Here is a 15,300-nt window from a genome sequence, read left to right on the forward strand (position 1 = left end):
AAGGAATAAAATAACAATACATGCTTAATATACACAATTTATCCGTTTCGTTTGGTGGTACTTATTTATTTGAAGAAGTTACCTTTCGATTGGGTGCCGGAGACCGTGTGGGTCTAGTTGGGAAGAACGGAGCGGGAAAATCAACCATGCTTAAAATGTTGGCCAGAGATTTTGCACCAGATTCAGGTGTTATTTCTCAGGAGAAAGATGTTCGAATGGGATTCTTACGTCAGGACATCGATTTTGAACAAGGAAGAACAGTTCTTGAGGAAGCCTATGAAGCTTTTACGGAGATTAAAATTGTTGAGAAAAAGCTCGAAGAAATCAATCACTTGTTGGTTACCAGAACCGATTATGAAAGTGATGAATACAGTCAAATTATCGAAGACTTATCTGACTATACGCACCGTTTTGAATTATTGGGTGGTTATAACTATGTTGGGGATACAGAGAAAATTCTACTTGGTTTAGGTTTTAAAAGAGACGTATTTGATAATCAAACCGAAACTTTTTCCGGTGGATGGAGAATGCGTATTGAATTAGCCAAATTATTATTACAAGCTAATGATGTTTTGTTACTGGATGAGCCTACGAATCACTTGGATATAGAAAGTATCATTTGGTTAGAAAGTTTCCTTCGTAATTATCCTGGTGTTGTTGTGATTGTTTCGCACGATAAAATGTTTTTGGATAATGTGACGAACAGAACTATCGAAATCTCTCTTGGTAAAGCGTATGATTTTAATAAACCGTATTCTCAATATTTAGAATTGCGTCATGAAATTCGTGAAAAGCAATTGGCAACACAAAAAAACCAAGCCAAAAAGATTGAAGAAACCGAAAAATTAATCGAGAAATTTAGAGCTAAAGCTTCTAAAGCTTCGATGGCGCAGTCATTAATTAAAAAGCTAGATAAAGTAGAACGTATCGAAGTGGATGAAGATGACAACTCGGTGATGAACATTACTTTTCCTGTTTCAAAAGAACCGGGAAGAGTCGTAATTGAAGCCGAAAATGTAACTAAGAGCTACGGAGACAAAACGATTTTGAAAGACATTAATTTGTTAGTAGAGCGCGGAAGTAAAATTGCTTTTGTTGGACAAAACGGTCAAGGAAAATCAACTTTCATTAAAGCTATAGTTGATGAATTCGAATATAAAGGAAATATCAAGTTAGGCCATAATGTGCAATTGGGTTATTTTGCACAAAATCAAGCCGAATATCTGGATGGTGAAATTACTTTGTTGCAAACCATGGAAGATGCGGCTGCAGATACCAACCGAATGAAAGTACGCGATATGCTAGGTTCTTTCTTATTTCGTGGCGATGATGTAGAAAAAAAGGTGAAAGTCCTTTCAGGGGGCGAAAGAAACCGTTTGGCGTTGTGTAAATTATTGTTGCAACCCATTAATGTTTTATTGATGGATGAGCCTACGAATCACTTGGACATCAAATCCAAGAATGTTTTGAAAGCAGCACTTCAAAAATTTGGTGGAACTTTATTGCTGGTTTCTCACGATAGGGATTTCTTGCAGGGAATGTCAAATTTAGTGTATGAATTTAAAGACCAAAAAATAAAAGAATATTTAGGGGATATCAACTATTTCTTGGAGCAACGCAATATGGAAAATATGCGTGAAGTGGAGAAAAAAGATGCCGAAAAAGCAGCAGCGCCTAAAGAAAGCAACAAAGCTTCTTACGAAGATCAAAAGAAAGGCAAAGCCTTGCAAAATAAATTAAGCAAAGTAGAGAGTCAAATCAAACAATTAGAAAAAGACATTCAACAAGATGACAAAATGCTCGCTTCTAATTATGACAAGCACATTGAGGATGCTAAATTTTTCACAGCATACAACAAGAAAAAAGCAGAGTTAGACAAATTGCTGTTGGATTGGGAAACGGTTCAACAAGAAATTGATAATTTATAAAAGTAAGAGAGTTCCAGATTTTTGGAACTCTTTTTTATACAATAATTCCAATCAATTTTGAGTGAGCAATGGCTTCAATGCTGTTTTGAAAATAACAAACAGAAACGTTCAAGGTTTCTAAATTTTTCAAAACCGTGGTTACTTTCTTTTTTTTGCTTGTTCCAGTTTGTCTTATGTAAACCGCTTTTACGGTTACTGGAAAAATTTTACAAATGGCCTCATATAAGAACGGATCGTGTTGCGAATCATCCCCAAGAAGCACATATTCTAAGTTTGGGTAGAATTCTAAAATATGTTTTATTTTGTCAAACTTATGATTGTGATTGCCTCTGCCAGTCAAGAAAAAATCAGTAAGACTTGTTTTAATATCCTTTAATAATAAAACTGCTTTTGGAAGCTTATGAATTTCGGTAAATTTTGTAATAAAGCGATACAGGTTCCATTCGCTGCTGGATACATAGAAGAAAGCATTAAACTCCCCTTTGTTTTCCCTTCCGGCGATACTTAAAGCCTGATAATGCGTGACAACATCTTCATAGATTTTTCTTTTGTTTACGTTTTTAAATAACAAAACATATAATTTTTTCAAAGGATTTAACGTATGAGAAACTAAAAAAGTGTCGTCAATATCAGATATGATTCCTAAATTTCCCTTGTGAGGTCTAATGTAGCTGTCTTGCGTTTTTATGGATTCGTTTTTGTAAACGATGCTTACTTCATAATCAATCCAGCCATAATTAGTGTTTTGGTCTAATGGAACACAGAATTTAAAATAACCATCGATTAATGTTTTGGTATGGATTTTGGAATTGTTGTGTTCTAAATAGACATCGGCATTTGCTTGCGTTTTTATTTGAAACATTTTAATTACCGAAGTAGCATTTTTTAAATTCTTTTTTTGAAAATTATATTCCTGAATTGTTGTTGGTTTAAAAACATGCCCCATCACAATCAATTCTTGTTCATTAGCATAGCCGCGATATAATTTTAAAATTGGTTTCATTTATTGTAGTACTTTTGAGTGTCGATTAATTTAATTATTTTTAATCAATAAAAGAAGAAAAAGTTTGAAAAATAATATTATGCTGGTTGTAAATCCTATCTCTGGAGATGTTGACAAATCAGAATTGATCGATGCAGCAACAAATTTTGCTGGAATAGAGGATTTGAATCTTGTGATCTATAATACCTCCGGTGCCTCAGATATCGAGAATATAAAAGCACTCTATAAAACCTATAATCCAGAACGAATTATTGTTGCCGGTGGTGATGGAACAATAAAAATGGTTGCTGAGGCGATGGAAGACCAAGATGTTATTATTGGGATTTTACCGGCCGGTTCTGCCAATGGTCTAGCGGTAGATCTAAACTTGCCATCTACAATCGAAGAAAACTTAAAAATTGCTTTTTGTAATGATTATATGGAAATAGATATGATCGCTATCAATGGTAAAAAAAGCATTCATTTAAGTGACATTGGTGTAAATGCGGAAATGATTAAAAACTATGAAAGTAGTAGTGTTCGAGGAAAATGGGGGTACGCAATACAAACATTCACTACTTTAATTGATCTAGATGATCCTTTTACAGCAACAATTACAGGCGATTTTGAAACAATTGAGTGTACGGCTAGAATGATCGTTATTGCAAATGCTAAAAAATACGGCACAGGAATTTCTATCAACCCAAACGGTGTTATGGATGATGGAAAGTTTGAATTGGTTATTTTGAAAAATTTGGATTTGATAGTCCTTGGAAAAATCATTTCTGGGAATATGCCTATAGATTCAGAGGATGTTGAGATAATTTCTACGGATAAAGCTGTGGTAACCACTAATGTTCCGGTTAGTTTTCAAATTGATGGCGAATATTGCGGTACCAAAACAAAACTGGATATTAAAATTTTACCCAAACAAATGAAAGTTGCTATTCCAAATTTGAATAGTGACGTTATTTAAAAGGGTTTCGTTCCTGCCAATTGGTTTCGGGTTCTAAATATCTAAATATTTTTGGCATGTACGAATTGACTATTTGATTGCTGTGCGCAATGAATCCATACATTTTTATAGGTTTTGCACCAACTGAACTTTTGATTTCCAATGCCGTTCTAGCGAAAACAATTTCCTTGAAACCTTTATTTATAGAATACGCTATCATATCATACAGCATGTTTAAATATAGCATTTTTTCACGTTGAATGCTTTCATCATACCCCAGAAAATAAGTGTCCATCACGGAACCATTTTTTATCAAAGTATTAAATCCAATTAATTTTTCATCTATGAAATAGCCATAAAAAAGAAATTTGTCTTTAAAGATTTCTTTAAAAACCCTAAAATGATTTTTAGGCAGAAAAAAAGTATTGAAAGGTGCATTTTTGGCTACATAAAGATACAAGTCATAAATGGTATCTTCTAGAGTTATGATGTCCTCCAAATGCATTTTCCTTTTCTCAATAACGGCTCCCTTTTTTCGGGCCCTTTTATACTGGTCTCTGTATTTTTTTGAAAGTGAGTCGATGTAATCTTGTTCGGATTTCCAGTTTTCATTGATGTGAAAAACCATATTAGGTTGTGTCGAAAATTGATAGTCATTCTTAAATTCAGGAATGGCAAAGTTCGTAATGTCTTCTTTGTGGAAATCTTTATAAGTGGTAATATGAATCTTTTTTCCTTTGGATTTAAATATTTTTTCTAATGCTGATGTTGCTGATCTTAAGGTTTGCAGCGCTTTCTTTTTATCAATAGATTCCGATAATGCAAAAGAATTTTGCCCGGTCAACATATTGTTTCCAATTACAAGAACGTGAGAGCCGAAATTTCTGAAAACTAAATTCCGAACAGTAGTTTTAATACATTTATCCCGATCTCCAAAAGATTCCAGTTGGTTTAAATCTAAAAATTGAGATAGTGCAATGCCAACTAAAGTTTCATTTTCGAATAATCCAATGAAATGGCACACCATATTTTCCGGAGATGATTTTTCTAAAATCTCTAGGTATTTTTTAGATAAAAAAATGGTTGAATCAGCGAAATCATCCCAGTTTGAAGGAAGTTGCGTTGTAGTATTGTAAATTTTAAAAGAATAAGGTGTATTCAACTTGAAGAGAAATTTTTTTTCAAAATTAGTTAATAAAGTTAAATTATTTCTCAATGTCTCAAAATTAACTAACTTTATATAAATTAAAAAGTAGATTATGAAAACCTATTCAGCTGAGACAATTCAATCCGAGTTAAAAGTACTTAAAGAATGGCAATTTGTCAATGATGGAATTGAGAAAAAGTTTGTCTTTTCAAATTTTACTCAAGCATTAGGTTTTATAGTGCAAGTAGGAGTGATGGCCGAGAAAAGAAATCACCATCCGGAATTATTCAATGTGTATAATAAAGTCACAATTAGGCTGACAACACACGATGCAAACGGAGTTACCGATAAGGATTTAGATTTAGCCAAAGCTATTGAGGAAATTCAATAAAAAAAATTCGTCTTGTAGAATAGCAAGACGAATTTTTTTTATTAGAAATTATTTCCAAGCACAAATAATTCCTCCCATAATCATAAAGCATACGATCCAAAAACCACCTGTTACCAGAGTATATTTGAAGCTTCGTCTTTCGTATATTGCATTTGTGCCTACAATTGGTAATGCTAAAAATAATCCAGTCATAAAACCATGTAAAGCTCCGTGCTTGAAAGTTCTAAATGCCATTCCGTAATCTGCCATAAAAGCTTCGTATGAAGGTTTTGCGATACTAGGATCTCCGCCAACCATTCCTAGTGCTCCAAATTGATGTATTGTTAGCATTTGAAGAATAAAGCTTATGAAAAAAGCGTACAGTAATGATACTCCAAATATCAGGAGCATATTTCCTCCTTTCATTTTTTCTTCCGTCATCCCGGATTCTTTCATCCAAATTGTTCCAAAAACTTTTGGATTGTACCAAACAAATCCTATAATAAGTGTAGATAAAGCAGCAACAAAAAGTGCTAGAAAATTGATTTCCATATAATTGGGTTTAAAGATTAGTAATCAAATCTAATAAATTAATATTTAATTAAGAAAATTAAGTATTCTTGTAAGATATAACTCAATAAAAAATAAAAATAGTGTATTTCGTCGATTTTGTTTGCTGATTAACTTCGTTGTATGTAGTTTTATATGTGTAAAAGAAATAAATTCTACGTTATGAAAAATATAACTACTCTATTTTTAACCCTTTTGTTTTCATTTCCAATGTTTGCTGATGTATCTCAATTAGAGAAAGATGCGTTGGTAAAACTGTATCAATCCACGAATGGCGATCAGTGGAAAGTAAAATGGGATTTAGGATCACCAGTTTCTACTTGGCATGGTGTTACGTTGCAAGACGATAAAGTAATTTCTATAACTTTAGACAATAACAATTTGGTAGGTGAAATTCCAGAAGAAATTGTAAACTTAGTAAGTTTACAACAATTGGATTTACACAAAAACCAAATTTCAGGCATGATTCCTTCTTCTATTGGAAAGTTAAAAGAAATGAAAGTATTGAATCTTTCTTTCAATAGACTATCAGGAACAATTCCTGCTTCTATTTGCGAAATGAGTAATTTGAAAGATTTAGAATTGTATATGAATGCAATTTCAGGAGAATTACCAATGCAAATTGGAGCTTTGAATCAATTAGAAACACTTTCGTTATTCAATAATGAAATAGCAGGGCAAATCCCGACTTCATTATACGATATAAAAACCCTAAAAACATTGCTTTTAAACAGTAATAAACTTTCGGGAGCATTAAGTACTGAGGTAGTAAACATGACATCACTTGAAAATCTTAGTTTGTTTGATAATAAAATGAATGGTCAGGTACCTTTAGAGCTTGAGAAATTAGATAAATTGAAAGAAATGAATATTTCTTACAACATGTTTAATGGTTTGGTATCTAGGGAATTAGCTGTTATGGATACGTTGAACATGACGATGATAAATGATAAAGGAGTAGCGGTTTTATTAGAATTGAATACTGGTAAGAATACAGCGATTGCTTCTGAAGATTAATTTAGAAATAGAAAAGAGTTTGCACCACTCTTTGATATTATATGTTTAGTTGTTTTAATACGCTTAGTTTGTATGAACCTGTGAGCTTGCTCGCAGGTTTTTTTTTGTTTAAATCGTTTTGGTTTAGTTGTACTAAAAAAAACTCCAGATTTCTCTGCAGCTTTCAAGCCATTCAAGTGGTAAGTGTGAGTCTTCCAAATTATAAGTTTGGATTAAGATTTTGAATAAACTCTCTCCCAATTCCGGATTTTAAATATTTTTCTCTTTTCATTGCTGCTGATTTTGAATTGAAAAACTTAACATGAATAGCCATCCAAGGTTTAAATTTTAAAGTTTACCCTTTTGTCCCTAAAAGATTATGTGATTTGAATCGTTCTATTAAATTAGAAGTAAAACCTGTATAATTCTTTTCGAATTTTTCAGAATATAAAATGTAGACAACAAATTCATCCATAATTACACGCTATTAAAAAAGCCTAACGAGTTTTTGGATGATTACTATAGAATTGTTGCATGTGCCAATATTACAAAAGTATTTTAAGGCTTCTTGATTTAATTAGTAACTGATAAAATTTGTGGTTTTGGAATCGATAACTACTATTTACTTAACGGTTACTAATTGATTTCTTTATATTAAACAAAAACTTCCTACATTTATAAAATGATAAAAACGATAATAGTTGATGATGAGTTTAATGCTAGAGAATTTCTAGAAAAACTTTTACAGCGATATTTTCCAGATAAATTTCTAGTCTTAGCTTTGTGTGAAAGTGTTGATGAAGCAATTCTTGCAATTGAAAAATTTAATCCCGAATTAGTTTTTCTAGATGTTCAAATGCCAAACAAAAATGGTTTTCAGCTTTTTAAAGAATTGAACAAAATAAATTTTGAAGTTATTTTTACAACCGCTCATTCTGAATTTGCTATTGAAGCCATAAAATGCAGTGCTTTGGATTATTTGTTAAAACCAATTAATTATATTGATTTGTTGGAAACCGTAAAGAAATATGAAAGTAAGTTGCATAAAGCTTCACAGCAAGAAAACTTGATGTTACTTATCGAAAATTTGGATTCTGGAAATTCAGCTTTTAATAAAATCGCCTTACCCACAGAAACTGGATTTGAACTAGTAAAAACTAATGCCATCCTTTACTGTGAAGCGGATAGTAATTATTGTAAAATTGTTTGTTTGGACGGTAAAAAAATTGTTATATCTAAAACTTTAAAATTTATTGAAGAACTTCTACCTACTACTGTTTTTCAAAGGATTCATAAATCGTATTTAGTGAATCTCAACTATGTTACTCGATTTAATAAAACCAATGAACTACTTGTTGAACTTAGTAATGGACAAACTCTACCCGTATCAATTAGAAAAAAAGAAGATTTTATCAATGCTATTCTTCAAAAGAAATAATTATCTGGTTGTTTTTCTTCTTCTTTTTGAAGTAGCAGTCTCACAAACGATTCCTAGTAAAAATATTACTGTAAACGATGGTTTACCAAGCAATGGTATAAAATGTTTTTTTAAGGATAGTAGGGGTTTATTATGGATTGGGACAGATGCTGGATTGTGTTGTTATGATGGTTCTACTTATAAAGTGTTCAATGAAACAAATGGATTAAAATATGATAAGGTTTGGTCTGTAGTAGAAGATGAAAACAAAAACATTTGGTTGTCGTTATATGGCAACGGATTAGCTAAATACGATGGTGAAAAGTTCACCTATTATAGTGTAAAAGATGGTCTAGTGAATAATTCTATTCGTAAAATTCATTATTCTAAAAAGTACAAATGTTTGATACTAGCAACTGAAAATGGACTCAGTTTATTTAATGGAAAAAATTTTAAATCTTTCATACAAAAAAACGTATCAAATAAGTTTCAAATTGTTGGGATAGAAGAAACGAAGAAAGAAATTTTCATCACGGCTTCTTACAGTGATAAATATAATCGAAGCCAAGTATTTAATCTAATAGTCAGTGGGGATATTAAAAAATCAAGTTTAGAAAAGATATTTAAGCCCATACTATCCTATTCTTCTTTTGTTGACCGGAATACCTATTTTAGTGGAGGACCAGACCATTTTTTGTTTACCAAAAATCTGACTACCAAAAAAGAAACAATTTTGGCTTGTCCTATTATTTGGGATTATGCCAAAGACCAGCTGAACAATCTGTACTTTGCCACCAGTAATGTAATAGATCCTAAAGGGGGGTTGTTTAAGTATGCTAACAATAAAATTACCGACATTACACGTCAAGCAAATATTACATCTACTTCCTTATGGTGTTTGTTTTATGATAAAGAAACCCAACAGCTTTGGGTTGGTTCTAATGATAAAGGAATTTACCGGGTGGATTTGAGTAGAAAAATTCAATTTTTAGAGTCTTCTTGTTTTGGTTTGAAAGACCTACAAATACAAAGAATGTATAATGATATAAACAATACTACTTGGATTGGAGCTAAAGATAATATTATTCTTGTTGATAAGGATTTAAGATATACCATCTTTGATAAAGCTACTATATTGAAGAAACTTTCGGTTTATTTTAAAGAAAAGGGATGGAATTCATATACCGCCACAGAATTTAAAAGCTTTAAAAGTAAAGAAGGCTTCAACTCATTCAATATAGTGTCAGATAATGAAGGTAATACATGGGTAAATACTACTTTGGGTGTGTTTTGTTTTGATAAGAAATATGAAATTATATTTTTTGCTTTTTTTGACGGTGGGAATCTAATTTTTGATAATAAAGACCAAGCTTATTTCTGTCGGATGTATTCGGACACCTATTTATATCAAAATAAATTTGATTGGACTCATTTCTCGTCATTTTCACTTCAGAAATCTTCTACTCCAACCGATATAACAAAAATAGTAAAAGAGGGGAATACGCTTTGGTTTGCTTCATCTTCTAAAGGATTGTTTATAAACAAGAACAGTCAGTTTTATTCCCTGAAAGCTAATGGCATGTTCAAAGAACATAATATCAAAGATTTACTTATTAATGACAAAGGTCAGCTGGTTATTGGAACAAACAGTGGAAAAGTTTATATCACAAAATGGAACGGAAAAAAGCTTGATATTTTACATGTTTATAAACCGTATAAAGAGTTACATGGCACGTCTATTTCATTTGTAGAACAATCAAACGGTACTTATTTCATTGGTACAAATAAAGGAATCAATGTAGTAAGAAATAATAAATTTATAAAACTCATCAACAAATCCGAAGGGTTAACAGACGTTCAGTTTAATGATTGCATAAAGGACAAAAGCGGTAATTTATTAATAGCAACTAATAACGGATTGATTCAGTTAAATGTTGCAGAATTTTTTAAAAATGAAAAAGCTCAAAATACTCCAATACGAATAAATTCAATTCAGGTCAATGGTACAGCTTTTGCAAAAACGGACTCCTTCATTCGTTGGGGTGTTTATGAAAATAATAAAATAAAACTCGATTATAATCAAAATGATGTTGAGATTGTCTTTTCATCTAATAATACTTTTAATGCGGATAAAAATGTATTTCGCTATAAAATTATTGGACTGTCGGATACTTGGAGTGACTTTGAATCCAACGGTAGAATACAATTGCTAGGGATTCCAAATGGCAGATATAAATTAATTTTAGAGGGTAAAAATACAGGAACTGGTTTCATGTTTCATTCGAAATTAATTGATTTAATTATTACTCCACCGTTTTGGAAAACTTGGTGGTTCGTTTTAAGTAGCGTTCTTTTATTTTCCATTATTGGTTTTGTAATCTATAAAAAAAGAATTCACTTTATTAAAATACAAGAACGATCGAAATCTGATATTCAAAAGCGTTTAGCAGAAACAAAAATGGAAGCTCTCCAAAGCCAGATGAATCCCCATTTTATCTTTAATGCGATGAATTCGATTCAGAATTTTATTATCGATAACAATACAGATGATGCGTTGATGTATATGGGTGAATTCTCTAAACTGATTCGGCAAACACTTAATAATTCTTCTAAACTTCGCATTAACTTGACAGATGAAATCCAGTATTTGCAATCGTATATTACGCTTGAAAATATGCGTTTTAAAAACAGAGTAAACTTTGAACTATCACTTGATGATGATTTAGATTTTTTTGAAACCGAAATTCCACCAATGCTCATACAACCATTCATAGAAAATGTGTTTGTACATGCTTTTGATTCCAATTCAAAAAAACCTACGCTAAAGGTTTCTTTCAAACAAATCGAGGACTTCCTTTTTTGTGAAATTGAAGATAATGGTAAAGGAATGGCTGCTGAAAACCTAAATAAACTTAACACCTCAAAAGGTATTAAATTGGCTAAAGAACGTATCACATTATTTCAATTTGACACCGTTGAAGCTGTGACTATTTCCTCTTCGCCTAATGGAGGAACAACAGTTGTTTTAAAACTCCACACAAGCTGAATCATTACGATAAAACAGAAAAGGTTTACGTAAACTAATTCTTATTTTTTTAAAAATTCATTTGATGTAAATTAGAGGTGATTTATGGAGAAACAAAATTGAACGGATGCTTATTATCGGATGATTTGTAGTAAATACATTTTTTGAAGAGCTAAACATGTGTATTTAAAGGACCAAGTAAAAAGAATAAATATGATTTCTAAAAATAGATTTACTAAAGTAACAATGGGTAGTAATGGACTAATTATAATTACTACAAAAGATAAAAAAGAAATTTCTATTTCGGAATTAGATAGGGTTTACATCACAGTTGACAAAATAGCACCTATTTACACCTTCAGTTATATTCTATTATCCATAGCGTTTATTCTATTTTCTTTATGGTATCTGCCATTTGATATGATTCTAATAGCTCCTTCTCTACTAATTATTGCTGCGGGCATAAAACTCAGGGAGTATAAAAGTTATGGATTAAAAATATGCTTAAAAAATGGAAACTATTTTAAGAAGCAATTTCCTTCGGAGTTAAAATATGATACTATTGAAATGGTAAATTGTATTCGAAAAGAGATTTTTGCTTTCAATATAGAAAAAGGCAAAAATATTATTCTTCATTATCAGCGTCCAATAATACGATAAATACGGAAGGAAAAAATGAAATGATAAGTTTACTTGTAAAGCAAAGAAATTTAGATAAATGATATTTTGACAACCCAAATTTTAGTGATGAAAAATATAACAAATAGGTATTGCAATTTGGATCTGAATTAGAGGTATTTAAAGAGTAAATGGTTGAGAAAGCTAAAAATATCAGTGATTGCTGAGGTAGAGGAGATGTCGAGAACAAAATAAGAATCCAAAATTTAGTGTTTCCACAAGGCTTGTCCATTAGGGCGAAAAATAGAGAGTATCTAACCAAAAAGGGAATGGTGTTTTTGGCTTAATCTCACTATTTGTAAGGGTTGAGAAAGGTAGTGAAAATGAAAAAACCCATCAAAATATTGATGGGTTTTTCTCAGTAGCGGGAACTGGACTCGAACCAGTGACCTTCGGGTTATGAGCCCGACGAGCTGCCTACTGCTCTATCCCGCGATGTGCGTTTGTAATTTCAATAAATTCCTTAGTAGCGGGAACAGGACTCGAACCTGTGACCTTCGGGTTATGAGCCCGACGAGCTGCCTACTGCTCTATCCCGCGTTGTTTCGGGTGCAAATGTACGACGAATTTCTGTATTTCCAATGAAAATTTTAAAAAATGTTTTATTTCGTCTATTGACTTGATATGTCTACCTTTGCAAAATAAATATAATAGAAATGTCACACAAAGCAGGTTTTGTAAACATCATAGGAAATCCAAATGTTGGGAAATCAACATTAATGAATGCCTTTGTTGGAGAAAGATTATCAATAATCACATCAAAAGCACAAACAACACGTCATAGAATTCTGGGAATTGTAAACGGGGAAGATTTTCAAATGATCTTATCGGATACGCCAGGAATCATCAAACCAGCATACGAAATGCAGGAATCAATGATGAATTTCGTTAAGTCCGCTTTTGAAGATGCTGATATCCTGATTTATATGGTGGAAATTGGAGAGCAAGAGTTGAAAGACGAAGCATTTTTCAATAAAATTATCCATGCCAAAATCCCTGTTTTATTGTTATTGAATAAAATTGACAATTCAAATCAGGCGCAACTGGAAGAACAAGTGGCTTTCTGGACAGCAAAAGTTCCTAATGCAGAAATTTTCCCAATTTCGGCCTTACAGAATTTTAATGTGCCAGAAGTTTTTGGACGAATTATTTCCTTATTACCAGAATCTCCTGCGTATTACCCGAAAGATCAATTGACCGATAAACCGGAACGTTTCTTTGTCAATGAAACGATCCGTGAGAAAATCTTATTGAATTACAGTAAAGAAATTCCTTATGCAGTAGAAATTGTAACCGAAGAGTTTTTTGAAGATGAAAACATCATCAGAATCCGTTCTTTGATTATGGTGGAACGTGAAACCCAAAAAGGAATCATTATAGGTCATAAGGGTGCTGCTTTGAAAAAAGTAGGGATGGAGTCTCGTGTTGATTTAGAAAAATTCTTTGGAAAACAAATTCATATTGAGTTGGTGGTGAAAGTGAATAAAAACTGGAGAAGCAACGCGAATATGTTGAAGCGTTTTGGTTATAACCAATAAGAGAAGTGTCCATTTTTTAGTGCTCCGCTCTAAAAACTTTACGATAAATGATATTAGAATTCGAAATGCCCTAGCCCAGATGGGAACGGCATCCTTTTATGTTTTTCTTTAAAACATAAAAGATAGAGTGGACAGCTGGAAAGAGCTCCTAAAAAAAGCATTAAAAATTTAGATTGAAGTCGCAGTTAGCGTGCTTTTTAGCTGAATACTTAAAAGGGACCACTACAAACTAAAAAAAGCATACCTTTGCAAAATATTTGAAAATAGGATTATGAATAACATTGTTGCGATAGTAGGAAGACCTAATGTAGGGAAATCAACCCTTTTTAATAGGCTGATACAAAGAAGAGAAGCTATTGTAGATTCAGTTTCGGGTGTTACCCGTGATAGAAACTACGGAAAAAGCGAATGGAACGGAAAGGAATTTTCTGTGATTGATACGGGCGGTTACGTACGTGGGTCGGATGACGTTTTTGAAGGCGAAATCCGTAAACAAGTAGAACTGGCTATAGATGAGGCTGATGTTATCATTTTTGTGGTAGATGTTGAGGAAGGGATTACGCCAATGGATGATGCTGTTGCGCGATTGTTGCGTAAAGTGACGAAACCGGTTTTGCTTGCAGTAAATAAGGTGGATAATGCGATGCGTGAAAAAGATGCCATTGAGTTTTACAACCTTGGTTTAGGAGAATATTACACGTTTGCCAGTATTTCTGGAAGTGGAACGGGGGATTTATTGGATGCATTGATTGATGCATTTCCAGTGAAACCAGAGCCAACGCAAGAAGAAGTTGCATTGCCTCGTTTTGCAGTTGTAGGGCGTCCTAATGCAGGAAAATCAAGCTTTATCAATGCCTTGATTGGTAAAGACAGATATATTGTTACTGATATTGCGGGAACAACCCGTGATGCTATTGATACAAAATTTGACCGTTTTGGATTCGAATTTAATTTAGTGGACACTGCGGGAATCCGTCGTAAAGCGAAAGTGAAGGAAGATCTAGAGTTTTACTCGGTAATGCGTTCGGTCCGTGCGATTGAGCATGCTGATATTTGTATTTTGATTATAGATGCCACTCGTGGATTTGAAGGTCAGGATCAAAGTATTTTTTGGTTGGCGGAGAAAAACCGTAAAGGAGTTGTAATCTTAGTGAACAAATGGGATTTGGTCGAAAAAGAAACGATGTCAACTCGTGATTATGAAGCCAAAATCAGAGAAGAATTAATGCCATTTACGGATGTGCCTATTCTTTTTGTTTCGGCATTAACGAAACAACGTTTGTTAAAAGCATTAGAAGCAACCGTAAAAGTTTTCGAGAACAGACAACAACGTATTGCAACTTCAAAATTCAACGAATTTATGTTGAAAGTGATTGAAGCGTACCCACCGCCAGCGACAAAAGGAAAATATGTAAAAATTAAATATTGCATGCAGTTACCAACACCAACACCACAATTTGTGTTTTTTGCCAATATGCCACAATATGTAAAAGAACCTTACAAGCGTTATCTGGAAAATAAAATTAGAGAAAACTGGGACTTTTCAGGAGTACCAATCGATATTTATATCAGAGAAAAATAAGAGAAATCCCGAGCAATCGGGATTTTTTTTGGTTTAAATTGTTATTTAACAGAAATGGAATAATTGAGTTTTCTTCTTTTTCTAAAGTTAAGTCAGATACATTTAGCTAAAT

13 protein-coding genes and 2 tRNA genes are annotated in these 15,300 nt (G+C 32.5%); 9 read left to right on the plus strand and 6 right to left on the minus strand.

Going from position 1 to position 15,300, the window contains the following annotated elements:
• The first annotated feature begins 20 nt into the window (after positions 1 to 20).
• Positions 21 to 1,928: an ABC transporter ATP-binding protein gene (locus ACNQGD_RS02090; protein WP_417998136.1), complete on the plus strand. Its 1,908-nt coding sequence runs from the start codon at positions 21 to 23 to the stop codon at positions 1,926 to 1,928.
• A gap of 34 nt (positions 1,929 to 1,962) precedes the next feature.
• Here the strand turns inward: ACNQGD_RS02090 and ACNQGD_RS02095 are convergent, their stop codons facing one another.
• On the minus strand, positions 1,963 to 2,931 hold the full coding sequence (locus ACNQGD_RS02095; RefSeq protein ID WP_417998137.1) for an App1 family protein: 969 nt from the start codon (positions 2,929 to 2,931) through the stop codon (positions 1,963 to 1,965).
• Positions 2,932 to 2,995: 64 nt separating this feature from the next.
• Here ACNQGD_RS02095 and ACNQGD_RS02100 point away from each other — a divergent pair, with 64 nt between their 5' ends.
• The gene (locus ACNQGD_RS02100; RefSeq protein ID WP_417998138.1) at positions 2,996 to 3,886 is read left to right on the plus strand and encodes a diacylglycerol/lipid kinase family protein; all 891 of its coding nucleotides are present in this window, start codon (positions 2,996 to 2,998) and stop codon (positions 3,884 to 3,886) included.
• On the opposite strand, the gene ACNQGD_RS02105 is transcribed toward ACNQGD_RS02100, so the two are convergent.
• A complete protein-coding gene (locus tag ACNQGD_RS02105; protein ID WP_417998139.1) occupies positions 3,879 to 5,027 on the minus strand; it encodes an 8-amino-7-oxononanoate synthase in 1,149 nt (382 codons plus the stop codon). The genes ACNQGD_RS02100 and ACNQGD_RS02105 overlap by 8 nt on opposite strands.
• A 97-nt stretch (positions 5,028 to 5,124) precedes the next feature.
• Here ACNQGD_RS02105 and ACNQGD_RS02110 point away from each other — a divergent pair, with 97 nt between their 5' ends.
• Positions 5,125 to 5,403 carry a 4a-hydroxytetrahydrobiopterin dehydratase gene (locus tag ACNQGD_RS02110; protein WP_417998140.1) on the plus strand — a complete coding sequence of 93 codons (279 nt, stop codon included), beginning with the start codon at positions 5,125 to 5,127 and terminating at the stop codon, positions 5,401 to 5,403.
• Between the two features lie 48 nt (positions 5,404 to 5,451).
• Here the strand turns inward: ACNQGD_RS02110 and ACNQGD_RS02115 are convergent, their stop codons facing one another.
• Positions 5,452 to 5,934: a DUF1761 domain-containing protein gene (locus tag ACNQGD_RS02115; protein ID WP_417998141.1), complete on the minus strand. Its 483-nt coding sequence runs from the start codon at positions 5,932 to 5,934 to the stop codon at positions 5,452 to 5,454.
• A gap of 180 nt (positions 5,935 to 6,114) precedes the next feature.
• Between ACNQGD_RS02115 and ACNQGD_RS02120 the strand changes: the two genes are divergently transcribed.
• Entirely contained in the window at positions 6,115 to 6,969 is an 855-nt protein-coding gene (locus ACNQGD_RS02120; protein ID WP_417997685.1) for a leucine-rich repeat domain-containing protein, read from the plus strand.
• Between the two features lie 334 nt (positions 6,970 to 7,303).
• Here ACNQGD_RS02120 and ACNQGD_RS02125 read toward each other — a convergent pair whose 3' ends face one another.
• A complete protein-coding gene (locus ACNQGD_RS02125; protein WP_417998142.1) occupies positions 7,304 to 7,423 on the minus strand; it encodes a GIY-YIG nuclease family protein in 120 nt (39 codons plus the stop codon).
• A gap of 207 nt (positions 7,424 to 7,630) precedes the next feature.
• On the opposite strand from ACNQGD_RS02125, the gene ACNQGD_RS02130 reads away from it, so the two are divergent.
• The 3 genes from ACNQGD_RS02130 to ACNQGD_RS02140 all read left to right on the plus strand — a co-directional run bounded on the left by ACNQGD_RS02130 (position 7,631) and on the right by ACNQGD_RS02140 (position 12,050).
• On the plus strand, positions 7,631 to 8,386 hold the full coding sequence (locus tag ACNQGD_RS02130; protein ID WP_417998143.1) for a LytR/AlgR family response regulator transcription factor: 756 nt from the start codon (positions 7,631 to 7,633) through the stop codon (positions 8,384 to 8,386).
• Positions 8,316 to 11,411, plus strand: coding sequence for a sensor histidine kinase (locus tag ACNQGD_RS02135; RefSeq protein WP_417998144.1), 3,096 nt, complete (start codon positions 8,316 to 8,318; stop codon positions 11,409 to 11,411). Before ACNQGD_RS02130 ends, ACNQGD_RS02135 begins: the two co-directional genes overlap by 71 nt.
• Before the next feature lie 192 nt (positions 11,412 to 11,603).
• Complete coding sequence (locus ACNQGD_RS02140; protein ID WP_417997689.1) at positions 11,604 to 12,050, plus strand: hypothetical protein; 447 nt, start codon at positions 11,604 to 11,606, stop codon at positions 12,048 to 12,050.
• Positions 12,051 to 12,430: 380 nt separating this feature from the next.
• Here the strand turns inward: ACNQGD_RS02140 and ACNQGD_RS02145 are convergent.
• Positions 12,431 to 12,503, minus strand: a tRNA-Met gene (locus ACNQGD_RS02145).
• A 32-nt stretch (positions 12,504 to 12,535) separates the two neighbouring features.
• Positions 12,536 to 12,608 (minus strand) — tRNA-Met (locus ACNQGD_RS02150).
• 116 nt (positions 12,609 to 12,724) lie between these two features.
• Between ACNQGD_RS02150 and era the strand changes: the two genes are divergently transcribed.
• Together era and der are read left to right on the plus strand one after the other, a co-directional pair.
• Complete coding sequence (era, locus tag ACNQGD_RS02155) at positions 12,725 to 13,606, plus strand: GTPase Era (protein ID WP_417992533.1); 882 nt, start codon at positions 12,725 to 12,727, stop codon at positions 13,604 to 13,606.
• Between the two features lie 271 nt (positions 13,607 to 13,877).
• Positions 13,878 to 15,188, plus strand: a complete 1,311-nt coding sequence (gene der / locus ACNQGD_RS02160) for a ribosome biogenesis GTPase Der (RefSeq protein WP_417992534.1) — start codon at positions 13,878 to 13,880, stop codon at positions 15,186 to 15,188.
• The last annotated feature ends 112 nt before the right edge of the window (positions 15,189 to 15,300 follow it).

The organism is Flavobacterium glucosi (assembly GCF_048286535.1).
Taxonomy (GTDB): domain Bacteria; phylum Bacteroidota; class Bacteroidia; order Flavobacteriales; family Flavobacteriaceae; genus Flavobacterium.

What these genes read in the sequence shown, in the direction of transcription:
- ACNQGD_RS02090 (WP_417998136.1), top strand. Translation starts at nt 21, where the DNA reads ATGCTTAATATACACAATTTATCCGTTTCGTTTGGTGGTACTTATTTA.
- ACNQGD_RS02095 (WP_417998137.1), bottom strand. Translation starts at nt 2,931, where the DNA reads ATGAAACCAATTTTAAAATTATATCGCGGCTATGCTAATGAACAAGAA.
- ACNQGD_RS02110 (WP_417998140.1), top strand. Translation starts at nt 5,125, where the DNA reads ATGAAAACCTATTCAGCTGAGACAATTCAATCCGAGTTAAAAGTACTT.
- ACNQGD_RS02115 (WP_417998141.1), bottom strand. Translation starts at nt 5,934, where the DNA reads ATGGAAATCAATTTTCTAGCACTTTTTGTTGCTGCTTTATCTACACTT.
- ACNQGD_RS02120 (WP_417997685.1), top strand. Translation starts at nt 6,115, where the DNA reads ATGAAAAATATAACTACTCTATTTTTAACCCTTTTGTTTTCATTTCCA.
- ACNQGD_RS02125 (WP_417998142.1), bottom strand. Translation starts at nt 7,423, where the DNA reads ATGGATGAATTTGTTGTCTACATTTTATATTCTGAAAAATTCGAAAAG.
- ACNQGD_RS02130 (WP_417998143.1), top strand. Translation starts at nt 7,631, where the DNA reads ATGATAAAAACGATAATAGTTGATGATGAGTTTAATGCTAGAGAATTT.
- ACNQGD_RS02135 (WP_417998144.1), top strand. Translation starts at nt 8,316, where the DNA reads ATGGACAAACTCTACCCGTATCAATTAGAAAAAAAGAAGATTTTATCA.
- ACNQGD_RS02140 (WP_417997689.1), top strand. Translation starts at nt 11,604, where the DNA reads ATGATTTCTAAAAATAGATTTACTAAAGTAACAATGGGTAGTAATGGA.
- era (WP_417992533.1), top strand. Translation starts at nt 12,725, where the DNA reads ATGTCACACAAAGCAGGTTTTGTAAACATCATAGGAAATCCAAATGTT.
- der (WP_417992534.1), top strand. Translation starts at nt 13,878, where the DNA reads ATGAATAACATTGTTGCGATAGTAGGAAGACCTAATGTAGGGAAATCA.